The following is a 15,989-nucleotide window of genomic DNA, read 5'->3' on the forward strand; positions in this document are numbered from 1 at the left end:
CGGCCCGGGTCACCGCGCTTCCTTCGCGCGGCGGCCGGGCTGGGTGAGGCGGTCGAGCAGCACACCGAGGCAGACGATGGCGATGCCCGCGGGCAGGCCGATCGCGAGGTCGCCGCGGGACAGCCCGGTGATGACGTCGTTGCCGAGGGCGCCGCCACCGACCATGCCGGCGATGACCACCATGGACAGCACCAGGACCACACCCTGGTTGACGGCGACCAGGAGCGAGCCGCGCGCCAGCGGCAGCTGCACCTGGCGCAGCTGCTGCCAGGTGGTGGCGCCCATCGAGCGGGCGGCCTCCAGCGCGGCCGGATCGACCTGCTTGAGGCCCTGCGTGGTGATCCTGATGACGGCCGGCAGCACGAAGACCACGGCCGCCGCGATACCGGCGGTGCGGCCGGCGCCGAACAGCGCGATGACCGGGATCAGGTAGACGAACTGCGGCATCGTCTGCATGGTGTCGAGCACCGGGCGCAGCAGGCGCTCGATCCGCTCCACCCGGGCGGCCACGATGCCGATGGCGAAACCGACCAGCAGGGTGACCAGCAGGCCGAGCAGCACCTGGGAGAGGGTGTTCAGCGACTTCGACCACAGGCCCATGACGCCGATCGCGGCCAGTGCCAGCGTCGCGGTGATCGCGGCCCGCCAGCGGCCGACGGCCCAGGCGAGGGCCGCCGCCAGCAGCAGCAGCGCCCACCACGGTGAGGCGTCCAGGCCGTTGCGCAGCGGGTTGAGGACCCAGTTGGCGAAGTTGTTGGCCCAGGTGATGGTGCCGCCGAAGACGGGCACGCCGGAGCCGAGGGAGCTTTCGAACCAGTCGGTGAAGCTGTTGACCGGCTGGGAGATGTTGATCCGCCAGTCGGCCGGCCAGGCCGGTTCGGAGATGCGGCTGCCGAAGACGGCGAGCAGGCCGGTCAGGGCGGCGAGGCCGGTCCAGGCGGGCCAGCCGCGCAGCCGGTCGGCACGGCCGGGGCCGCGGCCGTGGTCGGTGCTCTCGTCGATCCGGGCGCCGGCCGCGGCGGTGGTGCGGTCCAGCAGCACGGCGAGCAGCACGATGGCGATGCCCGCGGTGAGCGCCTGGCCGACGTTGACCTTGCCGAGCGCCTGGTAGATCTTGTCGCCGAGGCCGCCGGAGCCGACGACCGAGGCGAGCACGACCATCGACAGGCACATCATGATCGTCTGGTTGAGGCCGAGCAGCATCTCCTTGCGGGCCAGCGGCAGCCGCGCGGTGAGCAGCCGCTGCCAGGAGCTGGCGCCCAGCGACGCGGAGGCCTCCAGCGTGGCGGGGTTGGCGTTGCGCAGGCCGAGCGAGGTCAGCCGGGCCATGGGCGGCGCCGCGTAGATGATGGTCGCGATCAGCGCGGAGGGCACGCCGATGTCGAAGAGCAGCACGAACGGCAGCAGGTAGGCGAAGGCCGGCATCACCTGCATGGTGTCGAAGACCGGGCGCAGCAGCCGCTCGCAGCGGTCGGACAGGCCGGCGGCGAGGCCGAGCAGCAGTCCGAGCAGGGCGGACACCGCGACGGCGACCGTCATCAGGGCCAGCGTGTCCATGGTGGGCGCCCACATGCCGAGCAGGCCGCAGACGGTGAACACCGCGAGCGCGGTCGCGCCGGTGCGCAGCGCGCGCCGCCGCAGGTTCGCGCCGCCGGCGTACCAGGCGATGAGGGTGCCGAGGACGGTGACGCCGACCCAGCCCATGGAGGTGAACAGCTCGCTCAGGCTCGCCACCGAGGACTCGGCGGTGTTGCTGATGTGCAGCAGGAAGTACAGGAAGATCCAGTGCGTGTCCCGGTTGTTGACCAGCCAGGTGTTGAGGTCCTCCAGCGGGGTGCGCACGTCGTAGACGAGGGCGCTGGGCCAGGTGCCGGCGCCGGTGACGACGGCGCTGACCACCACCACCAGCAGCGCGGCGAGGACGAGCACCACCCTCGGGTTGCCGAGGGCGCGGCGCACCGGGTGCTGATCGGACGGCGCCGGTGGCGGGAGCGGATCCTCCACCACCGGCAGGCCGGTCTTGGTGAGCACGGCGGGGGCGGCACTCATACGGCCGCCACCTCCCGGCCCTCGGGTTCCTGGTCGAGTCCGGCGACCACCGCGAGCAGCTGCTCGTTGTCGACGACACCGAGGGTGCGGCCGGACTCGGCGACGCGGACGTGGTCACCGGTACGCGCCACGGCTTCGATGGCGTCGACGACGAGGGTGCCCGGCGCGATCGCCGGCCCGGTCCGGGCCTCGGCCCCGACGGGGGGCCGCATGGCGCGGCGCACGGTGATGACCTGCTCGCGCGGCACGTCGCGGACGAAGTCCCGCACGTAGTCGTCGGCCGGGTTGGCGACGATCTCCTCGGGGGTGCCGAGCTGCACGATCGCGCCGTCGCGCATCAGCGCGATGCGGTCGCCCAGCTTCAGCGCCTCGGACAGGTCGTGGGTGATGAAGACCATGGTGCGGCCCTCTTCGCGGTGCAGGCGGATGACCTCCTCCTGCATGTCCCGGCGGATCAGCGGGTCGAGGGCGCTGAACGGCTCGTCGAACAGCAGCACTTCGGGGTCGGAGGCGAGGGCGCGGGCCAGGCCGACGCGCTGCTGCTGGCCGCCGGAGAGCTGTCCGGGGCGGCGCTCCCCCAGGCCGTCCAGGCCGACCTTCTCCACCATCTCGGCGGCGCGGGCCCGGCGTTCGGCGCGGGGCATGCCCTGGATCTCCAGGCCGTAGGCGATGTTGTCCAGGACGCTGCGGTGCGGCAGCAGCCCGAAGTGCTGGAAGACCATCGCGGCGCGGTGCCGGCGCAGTTCGCGCAGCCGGCCCTTGTCCATCGCGATGACGTCCTCGCCGTCGATCTCCAGCCGGCCGCTGGTGGGTTCGATGAGGCGGGTCAGGCAGCGCACCAGGGTGGACTTGCCGGAGCCGGAGAGGCCCATGACGACGAAGACCTCACCCTTCTGCACGTCGAAGGAGACGTCCCGCACGGCGGCCGTGCAGCGGGTGCGGTCCCGCAGCTCGGTAGCGCTGAGCGCGGCCAGTTCGGGGTCCTTGGGTATTCGTTCGGCCTTGGGTCCGAACACCTTCCACAGGTTCCGGACGGAGAACACCGGCTCGGTGGCTGCGGGCTCGGGGCGGTTCGCGGCGGACTCGCCGGTCTCAGCGGGCGCAGACATCAGGCAACACCTCCCGGTGTCGTAGAAGCGTGCAACAGGTCGGCTGCCTTCTCGCCCACCATGAGCACGCCGATCATCGGGTTGACGGCGGGCATGGTCGGGAAGACGGATGCGTCCGCGATGCGGATGCCCTGCAGTCCCCGGATCTTCAACTCCGGGTCCACCACGGCATTCTGGTCGTCGGGTGCGCCCATCCGGCAGGTACCGGCAGGATGGTAGACGGTGTGGGCGACCTGGCGCGCGTAGGCGCTCAGCTCCTCGTCGCCGGTCACCTCCGGGCCGGGGCACACCTCACGCTTGAGCCACTTGGCGAACGGCTCGCTCCGGGCGATCCTCCGAGCCAGCTTGATGCCGTCGACGAGCGTCTGCCCGTCGTAGCCCTCCTCGTCGGTGAAGTACCGGAAGTCCAGGGCCGGCTTGACCTCGGGGTCGGCGCTGGTGAGGTAGAGCCGGCCGCGGCTGCGGGGCTTGGGGATGTTCGGCGTCATCGACACGCCGTGCTCGGGCCGTTCGTAGCCCAGCCGCTCGGGGTTGTCGGTGAACGGGATCTGGTAGAAGTGGAACATCAGGTCGGGACCTGGGGAGTTCGGGTCGCGGCGGACGAACAGCCCGGCGTCGGAGTCCATCGCGGAGTTGTCGGGGATGGGCCCGTCGGTCTCCCAGACGATGACCGACTCCGGGTGGTCCAGCAGGTTCTCGCCGACCCCCGGCAGGTCGTGCGACACGTCGATGCCCAGCGCGCGCAGGTCGTCGGCGGGCCCGATACCGGAGAGCATCAGCAGCCGCGGGGTGTCGACCGCGCCGGCGCACAGCAGCACCTCGCGCTCGGCCCGCACCAGCTGCTCGGTGCCGTCCTTGCCGCGGACGTGCACCCCCGTCACCCGGTCGCCGTCCAGCTCCAGGCGGAACGCCCAGGTCTCCAGCATCAGGTGCAGGTTGGGGCGGTCGCCGGCCTCCATGTGCGGGTGCAGGTAGGCCACCGAAGCGGAGGAGCGCTTGTTGTCCTCCGGGTGGTAGGCCAGGTCGAAGAACCCGGCACCCTCGTGGAACGGCTGCTTGTTGAAGCCCTCGACGCGCGGCACGCCGAGCGTGTCGACGGCCGCCGCGACCCAGTCGCGCGCGATGGCGTTCCGGTCCTTCTCGTCGACCGGCACGATGTTGTTGCGCAGCCGCCCGTAGTAGGGGTCCATCGTCGCGGCGTTCCAGCCGGTGGCGCCGGCCGCCTCCCACTCGTCCCAGTCGGACGGCAGCGGCTTGAACGAGATCAGCGTGTTGTGCGACGAGCAGCCGCCCAGCACCCTCGCCCGGCTGTGCCGGATGTGCGAGTTGCCCTGCGGCTGCTCGGTGGTCGGGTAGTCGTAGTCCAGCTCGCCGCCGAGCAGCCCCAGCCAGCGGCGGAGCGTCAGCACCTCCGGGCGGTCGATGTCGGACGGGCCGCCCTCGATGACGGCGACGCGCACGTCGGGGTCCTCGGTCAGTCGGGACGCGATCACTGATCCCGCGGTGCCGCCGCCGATGACGACGTAGTCGTAAACGCTCATGGGGTGGGTGCTGCTCCTTGAGGGGTGTTGCTCGACCTTGAGGGAGGTTGCGCTACGCGAAGGGGTGCCGGGAAGGTGCTCAGCCGGCGAACCAGCGGACGGGGGAAGGCCGCAGGTTCTCATAGACGTGTTTCGTCTCGCGGTACTCGTCGAGACCGGTCAGTCCCAGTTCCCGTCCGACGCCGGACTTGCCGAAGCCGCCCCACTCCGCCTGCGGCAGGTAGGGGTGGTAGTCGTTGATCCAGATGGTGCCGTGCCGCAGCCGGGCGGCGACCCGCCGGGCCCGTGCGGTGTCACCGGAGAAGACTGCGCCGGCGAGGCCGTACTCGGTGTCGTTGGCGAGTTCCACCGCGCCGTCCTCGTCGGTGAAGGTCTCCACCGTGAGGATCGGTCCGAAGGTCTCCTCCCGCACGACGCGCATGCCGCGGTGGCAGTTGTCCAGCACCGTCGGCTCGTAGAAGTAGCCGCTCGCGGGACGCACGTCGCTCGGCTCGGGCCGCTTGCCGCCGCAGCGCAGCGTGGCGCCCTCGGCGAGCGCGGACGCCACGTAGTCCTCGGTCTTGTCCAACTGCTGCTGGGAGACGAGCGGTCCGCACTCGACGCCCTTCTCGGTACCGCGGCCCAGCTTGATGCGCTCGGCGCGGCGGGCCAGTTCGGTGACGAAGCGCTCGCGCACCGACTCCTCGACGATGAGACGCGCACCGGCCGAGCAGACCTGGCCACTGTGGATGAACGCGGCGTTCAGGGCCTGGTCGACGGCCGTGTCGAAGCCCTCCTCGGTGGCGCAGGCGTCGGCGAACACCACGTTGGGGTTCTTGCCGCCCAGCTCCAGCGCGACCTTCTTGACGCTGGGCGCGGCGGCTTCGGCCACCTTGACGCCGCTGATCAGCCCGCCGGTGAAGGACACGAGGTCCACGTCGGGGTGCTCGGCCAGCCGGGCGCCGACGGGCATGCCCGCGCCGGTGACGACGTTGCCGACGCCGGCCGGCAGTCCGGCCTCCACCAGCAGCCGCATCAGGTGCACGGTGCTCAGCGGGGTCACCTCGCTGGGCTTGACGACGAAGGTGTTGCCCGCGGCCAGCGCCGGGGCGATCTTCCAACTCGCCTGGAGCAGCGGATAGTTCCAGGGGGCGATCATCGCGCAGACGCCGACCGGCTCGTGCACGACGACGCTGTGCACGTCGGCGTCGCCCGCGTCGACCACCCGGCCGCCGGACTCGTTCATCACCAGGTCGGCGAAGTAGCGGAAGGCACTGGTGACGTCGTCGACGTCGTAGCGACCCTCCTCCACGGTCTTGCCGGTGTCGCGGGACTCGATGAGCGCGATCTCCTCGCGGTCGCGCTGGAGCAGGTCCGCGACCCGGCGCAGCAGGGCGGCCCGTTCCGCGGTGGGCGTGCCGGGCCACTCGCCGGAGTCGAACGCCCGGCGGGCGGCGGCGACCGCGGCGTCCGTGTCCTCGGTACCGCCCTCGGCGACCGTCGCCAGCACGCTGGCGTCGGCCGGGTTCAGCACGTCCCGGGTGTCACCGGCTGTAGCCGCCCGCCACACACCGTCTACATGGATCGTTTCGAGTCCCGACACGTCTGTTTGCTGCCTTTCCCTACCGATTTGCCGTGCGCAGTCCGCGGTGGCAACTGGCACCCCTGCCCCGAACCGCACATTCCATGTCTGCAAGTGTCCAACAAACTCGAATAAGTGGTCCTGGTCACCTCTGACACGCCCGCTGATTCTGTCACCTAGCGTGAAGGACCGAAGTGTCTCGGTATCGCTGTGGAGGTCAGGACGTTGCGAAGGAAGCACGGCGTACCGCTGTGGACGGTGTGCGCCTCCCTGGCGGCCGGCCCGCTGCTGGCGGGCTGCGGCTGGGTGGGCGGCGGGCTGGCGGAGCGGTCCGGCCCCGAGGTGTCCGAGCAGGCCGGGGAGGCCCTGCGGTCGGCGGAGTCGCTGCGGGTGCGGATCAGCCTGGACGGCGGGACGGACAGCGCCACCGAGGTCGACCTCACGCTGGACGACGAGGGGAACTGCCGCGGCACGGTGGCCCAGGCGGGCGAGGGTTCCGCCGAGTTGGTCAGACGCGGCAACGAGGTGTGGCTGAGGCCCGACGAGGCGTTCTGGAAGAGCCGGGCCGGTGCGGCCGGCGAGAACTCCTACGCCCTGTTCCGGGGCCGCTATCTGCACGGCTCGGTGGACGACCCCGTACTCGGGGGCCTGTCGGGGACCTGCGACCTCGCGGGTCTGCGCGAGTCGTCCGCGGAGACCGGCGGCGACTGGGGCGCGCCGCGGACCGGCACGCTCGACGGGGTGCGCGTGGTCAGCGTGACGCGCAGGGAGAAGCACGGCTCCACGACGCTGCACGTGGCCCGTGAGGGCACGCCGTACCCGGTGCGGGTGGACAAGTCCGGGGCGGAGGAGTCGGGAACGATGCGCTTCTCGGACTTCGGCACGCCGGTCCCCACCCGCGTGCCGTCGGCCGCGGAGTCGGTGGACGTCGACGAGCTGCGCCGCAACCGTGCCCGCGGCACCGGCGCGGAGGCGGCTCCGGGCGCGGATACCGGGCCCGGGCCTGCGGGCTGAGCCGCGGAGAGGGACGGCGGGCGGGTCCCGGAAGGGGGCGCCGCTCCGGCCCGCGGGCCGGAGCGGCGACGGCCGGCGGCGTACCGCCGGCCTGCCGGGCGTGGGTCAGAGCAGGCCCAGGCCGCGGACGGCGTCGCGCTCCTCGGCCAGCTCCTGCACCGAGGCGTCGATCCGGGCGCGGGAGAAGTCGCTGATCTCCAGGCCCTGGACGATCTCGTAGCGGCCGTCGGTGCAGGTGACGGGGAAGGACGAGATGAGGCCCTCGGGCACGCCGTAGGAACCGTCCGAGGGGATGCCCATCGAGGTCCAGTCGCCGGCCGGCGTGCCGTTGACCCAGGTGTGCACGTGGTCGATGGCCGCGTTGGCGGCGGACGCCGCCGAGGACGCGCCGCGGGCCTCGATGATCGCCGCACCGCGCTTGGCGACGGTCGGGATGAACTCGTCGGCCAGCCACGCCTCGTCGTTGACCGTCTCGGCGGCGTTCTTGCCGGCGACCTCGGCGTGGAAGACGTCCGGGTACTGGGTGGCGGAGTGGTTGCCCCAGATGGTGAGCTTGCGGATCTCCGACACCGGCACGCCGGTCTTCTTCGACAGCTGCGACAGCGCGCGGTTGTGGTCCAGGCGGGTCATCGCGGTGAAGCGCTCGGCGGGAACGTCGGGCGCCGCCGCCTGCGCGATGAGCGCGTTGGTGTTGGCCGGGTTGCCCACCACGAGGACCTTGACGTCGTCCGCGGCGTGGTCGTTGATGGCCTTGCCCTGCGGCTTGAAGATGCCGCCGTTGGCCTCCAGCAGGTCCCCGCGCTCCATGCCCTTGGTCCGCGGCCGGGCGCCCACCAGCAGCGCCACGTTGGCGCCGTCGAAGGCGGTGTTCGGGTCGTCGGAGATGTCGATGCCCTGCAGCAGCGGGAAGGCGCAGTCGTCGAGCTCCATGGCGGTGCCCTCGGCGGCGCCCAGGGCCGGGGTGATCTCCAGCAGGCGCAGCCGGACGGGTACGTCCGGGCCGAGCAGGTGGCCGGACGCGATACGGAAGAGCAGCGCGTAGCCGATCTGGCCGGCGGCTCCGGTGACGGTGACGTTGACGGGAGTGCGGGTCATGGCGGGTCTCCGTTGAACCTGACAGTGGCGGCTGGATCGCTTGGATCCCGGAGATCTCTCCACATCAAGAGATCCCGCGTCAGGCTACCGTGCACGGCCCCTCGTCCACACGCAGGGCAGCCGCCCGCTCGAAGAGGGGGAGGGCGGGCGACTGCCGGGCGCGTCCTGCACCCGTGGGGGGGGTTGCGCATCCGCGTTCCCCGAAGTCGCGGGTCCATGCACACGACTTCCGCGGGCGGCGGAGGCTACTCGGCGGCCGTGGTGCAGCCCTGCGGACCCGTGCCGCCCTCCAGGCAGACCCGGGCGGAGCTGTCGGTCTTCGCGGCGACCATCTTGGTGTAGCCGTCGGTGTTCTCACCGACCTCGTCCGTCTGCGACTTCTTGTGCGCGGTGATGCGGACCGTGGCGCCGGGCTCGGCGTCGGTGACCCGGGCCCAGGCGGCCTTGCACACGTCGCTGTAGCGGACCTCGATGTAGGCGTTGCCGATCATGGCGTCGGACGTCGTCTCGGCGTACTGGCCGCCGCAACCCATCGTCTCCGGGTCCTTGCCGGCGCAGTCGGCGCCGGTGCACTCGACCCCGGCCGGGAGCTTGGGGTCGACCTTGGTCGGCACCGGCTCGGGCTCCGGCGCGGCCTGGCCGCTGCCGCCCAGGTCGAGGAAGAAGAAGGCGACTCCTATGACGGCGAGCGCACCCGCCACCCCGGCGAGGAACATCAGGCCGCGGCGGGCGCCGGAGGGCTTGCCGCCCCTGCCCGCGCGGGAGGACGGTGCCGGACGGGCGGCCGGGCCGGGCGGCTCGGGCGCACGGAACTGCGCGGCCGGGCCGGTGCCGTTCGCCGTGCGCTGCGGCGCCGGGGACTGGCGGCGCAGTACCGCGGTGTGCTCGAAGGACTCGGGGGCGGTACGCACCGAGCCGGAGGCGTGACCGGCCGCGACGGACGACCGCTGGGCGGCCGGCTTCGCCGTGCGCCCGCGGGGCTTCTTCACGATGGGCGTGGAACCGGTCTTCGCAAGCGCCTCGCGGGCCTGGGAGATCCGGATGGCCTCCATCGTCATGTCGTGGCGCATCTCGGCCCGGCTCCAGGCGCGTTCGGCGAGCTCCCACATGGTGGCGAGGTGGCCGACGTCCGTCCGGGTCGCCTCGGCGAGCGCGGATATCGCGCCCTGCGGCGGGAGCAGCCTGCCGTTGAGATACCGTTCCCAGGACGTCCTGCTGTAGCCCGTGCGGTCGGAGACCGCGGCGAGGCTCAGGCCGCTGCGGTCGACGACTCTCCGCAACTGGTGTGCGAACTCGCTGATCTCCGGATCCAGTTCTTCCGGCAGCGCCTTCCAACGAGGCATGGCCCTCCCCTTGTCCCCCGGTACGTGCTGTGTGGCTCCCCCTCGAGCCGCGCGGTCCCGATGGTGGCTCTCGCCGTCCGGTGGGAAGTCGCGCTAGCCCAGTGTGCCACCTGGCAGAGCCCCGCTCACGTCAGCCGGAGCATTCCGCATCGCTTGCGAGCGGGGGCGGGGAGCGCACTCCATCACCGTGCGCGCCGGAGTGCGCCCGGTAAGTCACACCCGCTGCCGCCCGTGCCCGGTGGGGAAACCGCGGATGAACACGGGGTGCGGCGCGTTCACCGGCTCGTGGCGGCCGGCGGGCGGTCGGCCGACGCGGCGGCCCGCTTCCGGCCGTCCGGGTTCCGGTTCCTTCTCCGGCGCACCGGTGTTGTTCCCACGTCGTGACACAAACTTCACGTGCGCGGGCCGCTCCGGGGCCGGAACGCCGCCGACTTCGAGGGGCGAGGGCGTTCCGGCCCCGGAGCCGGAGGGCGCCGCCGGGCCGTCAGCTGACGGAGAACCGGAGGATGTCCTTGAGGAACGGGATCTCCAGCCACGGGTCCGGCTGCAGCATGAGCGCCAGCAGCACGATCAGCGTGCCCAGCGTGCCGTAGGTGAGCAGGTCCGTGAACCGGGACCGCACGGCCAGCATGCCCACCGACGGCACCAGCCGCCGCAGCGCCGCGCCGGCCAGGACGGACGCCCCGACGACGAGGGCGCCCAGCCGCGCGTCCACCACGAGCAGCAGCAGGCCGAGGCCGACTCCGCTCATCACCGTCAGCAGCGGCCACTGCCGGTAGGGCGCGGGCGCGTCCCCCGGCGCGGCCCGGCCGCCGCCCTCGGGGCGGGCGGTGCCGCGGGTGAACACCGGGAAGCGCCGTCCGCGCCGGCGCTCGCGCGCCCGTGCCTGCGCGGCGACGGGGGCGGGCGCCGGCACAGGTGCGTCGGGGGCTTCGGGCGCAGGCGCGTCGGGTGCGGACACGTCGGCGGCCTGCCCGGCGTCAGCGGCCTGCCCGGTGCCGGTGGGCGCGTCAGCGGCGGAGGTGTCCGCCGCCGCAGGCCCGGGGTCGGGGACCGGACGGCCGTCCGGGGCGGGCGGGCCGGCAGGGCCGGGGGTCTGCGCGTCCAAGGCTCAGCCCGCGATCCGCGCTGCCGCCGCCTCGGCGGCCTCCACTACGTTCACCAGCAGCATCGCCCGGGTCATCGGTCCGACACCGCCGGGGTTGGGCGACAGCCAGCCGGCCACGTCCGCCACGCCAGGGTGCACGTCGCCGGCGATCCGCCCGTCCGCGCCCCGGCTGACTCCAACGTCCAGCACCGCCGCACCGGGCTTGACGTCCTCCGCCTTGACCAGGTGCGGAACGCCCGCGGCGGCCACCACGATGTCGGCCCGGCGCAGGTGCGAGGGCAGGTCGCGGGTGCCGGTGTGGACCTGGGTGACGGTGGCGTTCTCCGAGCGGCGGGTCAGCAGCAGCGGCAGCGAACGGCCCACCGTGATGCCGCGGCCGACCACCACGACGTCCGCGCCCTTGATCTCCACACCGTGGCGGCGCAGCAGTTCGATGATGCCGTTCGGCGTGCAGGGCAGGGCGGCGGGCTCACCGAGCACCAGCCGGCCCAGGTTCGTCGGGTGCAGGCCGTCGGCGTCCTTCGCCGGGTCCATGAGCTCCAGCACCCGGTTGGTGTCGATGCCCTTCGGCAGCGGCAGCTGCACGATGTAACCGGTGCACTCCGGGTTGGCGTTGAGTTCGGCGACGACCTCCTCGATCTCCTCCTGTGTCGCCGTCGCGGGCAGTTCGCGCTGCAGCGAGGCGATGCCCACCTCGGCGCAGTCGCGGTGCTTGCCCGCCACGTACTTCTGGCTGCCGACGTCGTCACCCACCAGGACGGTGCCCAGCCCCGGCGTCACCCCCAGGGTCCTCAGTGCCTCCACACGGGTGGCGAGTTCGGATTTGATCACGGCCGCGGTGGCCTTGCCGTCGAGAATCTGCGCGCTCATGACCCCATCCTCCCGGATCGAGGCTTGAGGTCACCAATCCAGGGGCAAACCGGCGTTGCAGCCTCGCCACGGTTCGCGGACCCGGCTGGACAGCCCCGGCGCCCGGCGTCGATGATGGCATCCAGTGCTGCGGCCGAACGGGGACGGCTGGGGGGACACGGCACTGGGTATCTCCCTCATTCTTCCTCGGGCCGGACGGTGCCGCAGCCGCCACGAACCGCTCGGAGAGAGACGCGTATGAGCTACCCCGACCCGCACCACCCCTACGGCGGCCAGCCGCCGCCGCAGGGACCGCCGCCGCAGCAGCAGCCGCCCTACGGCTACCCGCAGCAGCCGGGCGGGTACGGCTATCCGCAGCAGCAGTCGGGCGGGTACGGGCATCCGCAGCAGAACGGCTTCCAGCAGCCGGGCGGTTATCCGCAGCAAGGCGGGTACCCGCACCAGCAGCCGGGGCCGCCGCCCTACGGCCACCCGGGCCATCCGCCCGGCGCCTGGGGCACGATGCCCGGGCAGGTGGTCACGGCCCGCGTCCTGCTGTTCGTCGCCGGGTCGATCTGGACGCTGCTCGCGCTGATCTCGCTGGTCGTCGGACTGACCGCCCAGCGCATCAGCGCGGACCTGCCCGGCGGCATGGGCGACCTCGCGGCCGGTCTCGCGGTGCTGTTCTTCCTCCTCCTCGGCGGTATGGGCGCGCTGCACATCGTGCCGGCCTCGATGTTCGGCAAGGGCCGCACCGGCACCCGGATCACCGCGATCATCGCCGCCTCGGTGAACGCGCTCGTCGCCACCCTCGCGCTGTTCGGCGGGGAGGGCGACACCAACCCGGTCCTCGCGCTGCTGTGGCTGGCCACCGCGATCGTCACCATCGTGTTCTGCTCGCTGCGCCCGGCCTCCGAGTGGTTCAACCGCCCCACGTACTGAGCGGCCCGGCCGGCCCGGTGCCGCCCGGCCCGGCCCGCGCCACGTCCCCGGCTGTCGGGGTTCCCGACCGTCGATGTTCCCCGAACGAGAAGGTAACGAAGATGACCACGCCCGACCCGAACAACCCGTACCAGACCCCCCAGCAGCAGCACCCGCAGCAGCCCGGCGGGTACGCCGCCTACCCGCAGCACCCGCAGCAGGGCGGGTACCCCGTCGGCCAGCCCTACGGCGGCGGCCCGCAGATACCCGAGGTGGTACCGGGCAAGGTCAAGAACACCCGCGTCATGATGTTCATCATGGGCGGCGCCCAGGGCCTGCTGTCCCTGCTGCTCCTGCTGGTCCTGGCGGTCGCCACCGAGGACTTCATGGACGCCGTCTCCGACTCCGCCGGTGTCGAGGTGCCCGCCGGGCTGATGGGCTTCTTCCTGGTGCTCTACCTGGTCCACGCCGCCGCGGGCATCTTCCTCGCCCTGAAGTTCAAGCAGGGCGGCAGCGGCATCCGCGTCGGCGCGATCGTGTGGGCGGCCTTCACGGTGCTGTTCGGCCTGACGGCCATCCCGCTGGGTGTGGTGTGGATCGCGCTGGGCGTGTTGTGCATCGTGTTCCTCTCCAACGGAGAGAGCGCGGCCTGGTTCAAGCGCTTCGAGCAGCCCCGCTACTGACGGGACCGCACGGCATGCGGCGAGGGCCGGACCCGGCAAGGGTCCGGCCCTCGCCGCATGCGCCCCGCCGACCGGCGGGGGCGCGCCTCCCCCGGCGGGGGGAGGCGCGCGGCGCCGAACTCACCTCAGGGACGGTCGCCGCTCAGCTGTGCGCGGCTAGGGTGAAAACACCGCCGCCGCCCCGGTCCCACCAGGTCGGAGCGGTACCGCAGGTGCGACGCCCCGCACCCCGCACGACCGCGAGAGCCGCGTCCCTGACCACGGCGCCGAGCACCCGGTCGTGCCGGGGCGCGCGCACCGCTGCGGAGCAGGGCGGTGGAGGAACTCGCCCTGGTTCCACGCCCGACGGCCGCCGCCGGACGGCGTGCATGACGGCCCGGCCCGGACACCACCGGGCCGGGCCGTCTGCCGCACCCGGCCCGTGCGCGGCTCAGTGGAAGAAGTGCCGGGTGCCGGTCAGGTACATCGTCACGCCGGCCGCCTCGGCCGCCGCGACCACCTGGTCGTCGCGGACCGAACCACCGGGCTGCACCACGGCCTTCACGCCGGCGGCGGTCAGCACCTCCAGGCCGTCGGGGAACGGGAAGAAGGCGTCGGACGCGGCGTACGCGCCGGCGGCGCGCTCCTCCCCCGCCCGCTGCACGGCGAGCTTCGCCGAGTCGACCCGGTTGACCTGGCCCATGCCGACGCCGACCGTGGCCCCGTCCTTGGCCAGCAGGATCGCGTTGGACTTCACCGCCCGGCAGGCCCGCCAGGCGAACGCCAGCTCGTCCAGTTCGGACGCCGACAGCGCCTCGCCCGTCGCCAGCGTCCAGTGCGCCGGGTCGTCGCCCTCCGCCTGGAGCCGGTCCGCGACCTGGAGCAGCGCGCCGCCCTCGATCGGCTTGACCTCAAGGGGCTGGGCCGGAGCGTCAGCGCAGCGCAGCACCCGGATGTTCTTGCGGCCCGCGAGCACCTCCACGGCGCCGTCCTCGTAGCCGGGGGCGACGATCACCTCGGTGAAGATCTCCGCGACCTGCTCGGCCATCTCCCGCGACACCGGCCGGTTCACCGCGATCACCCCGCCGAACGCCGACAGCGGGTCGCAGGCGTGCGCCTTGCGGTGCGCCTCGGCCACGTCGGCGCCGATCGCGATGCCGCACGGGTTGGCGTGCTTGATGACGGCCACGCACGGCTCGGCGTGGTCGTGGGCGGCGCGGCGGGCGGCGTCGGTGTCCGTGTAGTTGTTGTAGGACATCTCCTTGCCGTGCAGCTGCTCGGCTGCGGCCAGGCCGCCCGTTCCGTCGGTGTAGAGGGCGGCGGGCTGGTGCGGGTTCTCGCCGTAGCGCAGCACCTGCGCACGCTCGAACGTGCTGCCCAGGAACTCGGGGAAGCGGGTGTCACCGGCGTCGCCTTCGGTGGCGTCCGCCGCGTAGCCGTCGGCGAACCAGGAGGCCACCGCCACGTCGTAGGCGGCGGTGTGCCGGAACGCCTCCGCGGCGAGGCGCTTGCGCGTCGCCAGCTCGAAGCCGCCGTCGGCCGCGGCCTGCAGGACGTCCCCGTAGCGGCCGGGGTTGACGACGACCGCCACGGACGGGTGGTTCTTCGCCGCCGCCCTCACCATGGAGGGGCCGCCGATGTCGATCTGCTCGACGCACTCGTCCGGGCTCGCACCCGAGGCGACGGTCTCCCGGAACGGGTAGAGGTTCACCACGACCAGGTCGAAGGGCTCCACGCCCAGCTCGGCGAGCTGCGAGCGGTGGTCCTCCAGCCGCTGGTCGGCGAGGATGCCGGCGTGCACCCGCGGGTGCAGCGTCTTGACCCGGCCGTCGAGGCACTCGGGGAAACCGGTCAGCTCCTCGACCGGGGTCACCGGCACTCCGGCGCCGGCGATCCGGGCGGCGGTCGAGCCGGTCGAGACGAGCTGCACACCGGCGGCGTGCAGCCCCTGCGCCAGTTCCTCCAGCCCGCTCTTGTCGTAGACGCTGACCAGCGCGCGGCGGATCGGCCGCTTCGTACCTTCGGCAGTCATGCCGGAACCCGTACCTTTCGTCCTTCAATGGAATAGCCCTCGCGGGCCAGACGGCCCACCACGTCCACCAGGAGCCGTCGTTCGACGTCCTTGATGCGTTCGTGCAGGGCGGACTCGTCGTCCTCAGCGCGGACCTCCACCGCCTCCTGGGCGATGATCGGACCGGTGTCGACGCCGTCGTCGACAAAGTGGACGGTGCACCCGGTCAGCTTCACGCCGTAGTGCAGCGCGTCGCGCACGCCGTGCGCGCCGGGGAAGCTGGGCAGCAGCGCCGGGTGGGTGTTGACAAGCCGGCCGCCGAACCGGGCCAGGAAGTGCTTGCCGACGATCTTCATGAAGCCGGCCGAGACCACCAGGTCCGGCCGGTGCGCGGCCGTGGCCTCGGTCAGTGCCCGGTCCCACTCCTCGCGGGTGGCATGGTCGCCGACCCGGCAGACGAAGGTGGGCAGGCCCGCGCGCTCGGCGCGCTCCAGACCCGTGATGCCGGTCCGGTCGGCGCCGACCGCCACCACCTCGGCCCCGAACCCGGCGGGACCGTGCTCGGCGACGGCGTCGAGCAGCGCCTGCAGGTTCGTGCCCGACCCCGAGACGAGTACGACGAGCCGGGCGGGGGACGCGGGTGCAGCCACGGCGGGCCTTCCTTCACAGGAGCGGGAGCAGCCTTCACGAGAGCGGGAGCAGCGTGCAGGCCGAACCGGCGGCGCC

General features: G+C 72.8%; 13 protein-coding genes. 3 read left to right on the plus strand and 10 right to left on the minus strand.

Features of this window, described 5'->3' with window-relative positions:
- Window positions 1-9 precede the first annotated feature (9 nt).
- From QNO07_RS04865 to QNO07_RS04880, 4 genes are all read right to left on the minus strand, one after another.
- Entirely contained in the window at window positions 10-2,049 is a 2,040-nt protein-coding gene (locus QNO07_RS04865) for an ABC transporter permease (protein WP_283990240.1), read from the minus strand.
- A complete protein-coding gene (locus QNO07_RS04870) occupies window positions 2,046-3,158 on the minus strand; it encodes a quaternary amine ABC transporter ATP-binding protein (protein ID WP_283990241.1) in 1,113 nt (370 codons plus the stop codon). Before QNO07_RS04870 ends, QNO07_RS04865 begins: the two co-directional genes overlap by 4 nt.
- Window positions 3,158-4,699 (minus strand): GMC family oxidoreductase, encoded by a 1,542-nt coding sequence (locus tag QNO07_RS04875; protein WP_283990242.1) that lies wholly within the window; start codon window positions 4,697-4,699, stop codon window positions 3,158-3,160. The genes QNO07_RS04870 and QNO07_RS04875 overlap by 1 nt, the downstream gene beginning before the upstream one ends.
- 79 nt (window positions 4,700-4,778) lie before the next feature.
- Window positions 4,779-6,281 carry an aldehyde dehydrogenase family protein gene (locus tag QNO07_RS04880; protein WP_283990244.1) on the minus strand — a complete coding sequence of 501 codons (1,503 nt, stop codon included), beginning with the start codon at window positions 6,279-6,281 and terminating at the stop codon, window positions 4,779-4,781.
- 204 nt (window positions 6,282-6,485) lie between these two features.
- Between QNO07_RS04880 and QNO07_RS04885 the strand changes: the two genes are divergently transcribed.
- A complete protein-coding gene (locus QNO07_RS04885; RefSeq protein ID WP_283990246.1) occupies window positions 6,486-7,274 on the plus strand; it encodes a LolA-like protein in 789 nt (262 codons plus the stop codon).
- Between the two features lie 105 nt (window positions 7,275-7,379).
- Here QNO07_RS04885 and QNO07_RS04890 read toward each other — a convergent pair whose 3' ends face one another.
- The 4 genes from QNO07_RS04890 to QNO07_RS04905 form a co-directional block, all read right to left on the minus strand.
- Window positions 7,380-8,369 carry a malate dehydrogenase gene (locus QNO07_RS04890; RefSeq protein ID WP_283990247.1) on the minus strand — a complete coding sequence of 330 codons (990 nt, stop codon included), beginning with the start codon at window positions 8,367-8,369 and terminating at the stop codon, window positions 7,380-7,382.
- 245 nt (window positions 8,370-8,614) lie between these two features.
- Window positions 8,615-9,712, minus strand: coding sequence for a helix-turn-helix domain-containing protein (locus QNO07_RS04895; RefSeq protein ID WP_283990248.1), 1,098 nt, complete (start codon window positions 9,710-9,712; stop codon window positions 8,615-8,617).
- A gap of 484 nt (window positions 9,713-10,196) precedes the next feature.
- Window positions 10,197-10,820: a DUF3017 domain-containing protein gene (locus QNO07_RS04900; protein ID WP_283990249.1), complete on the minus strand. Its 624-nt coding sequence runs from the start codon at window positions 10,818-10,820 to the stop codon at window positions 10,197-10,199.
- Between the two features lie 3 nt (window positions 10,821-10,823).
- Window positions 10,824-11,690: a bifunctional methylenetetrahydrofolate dehydrogenase/methenyltetrahydrofolate cyclohydrolase gene (locus QNO07_RS04905; protein WP_283990250.1), complete on the minus strand. Its 867-nt coding sequence runs from the start codon at window positions 11,688-11,690 to the stop codon at window positions 10,824-10,826.
- A gap of 237 nt (window positions 11,691-11,927) precedes the next feature.
- On the opposite strand from QNO07_RS04905, the gene QNO07_RS04910 reads away from it, so the two are divergent.
- Both QNO07_RS04910 and QNO07_RS04915 read left to right on the plus strand, forming a co-directional pair.
- Window positions 11,928-12,611 carry a hypothetical protein gene (locus QNO07_RS04910; protein ID WP_283990251.1) on the plus strand — a complete coding sequence of 228 codons (684 nt, stop codon included), beginning with the start codon at window positions 11,928-11,930 and terminating at the stop codon, window positions 12,609-12,611.
- Between the two features lie 101 nt (window positions 12,612-12,712).
- Complete coding sequence (locus QNO07_RS04915) at window positions 12,713-13,273, plus strand: hypothetical protein (RefSeq protein ID WP_283990252.1); 561 nt, start codon at window positions 12,713-12,715, stop codon at window positions 13,271-13,273.
- A gap of 430 nt (window positions 13,274-13,703) precedes the next feature.
- Here QNO07_RS04915 and purH read toward each other — a convergent pair whose 3' ends face one another.
- Both purH and purN read right to left on the minus strand, forming a co-directional pair.
- On the minus strand, window positions 13,704-15,284 hold the full coding sequence (purH, locus tag QNO07_RS04920) for a bifunctional phosphoribosylaminoimidazolecarboxamide formyltransferase/IMP cyclohydrolase (RefSeq protein WP_283990254.1): 1,581 nt from the start codon (window positions 15,282-15,284) through the stop codon (window positions 13,704-13,706).
- Complete coding sequence (purN, locus tag QNO07_RS04925) at window positions 15,281-15,913, minus strand: phosphoribosylglycinamide formyltransferase (protein ID WP_283990255.1); 633 nt, start codon at window positions 15,911-15,913, stop codon at window positions 15,281-15,283. Before purN ends, purH begins: the two co-directional genes overlap by 4 nt.
- Window positions 15,914-15,989: the final 76 nt, after the last annotated feature.

It is taken from the genome of Streptomyces sp. 549 (assembly GCF_030124175.1).
In the GTDB taxonomy this organism is placed as follows: domain Bacteria; phylum Actinomycetota; class Actinomycetes; order Streptomycetales; family Streptomycetaceae; genus Streptomyces.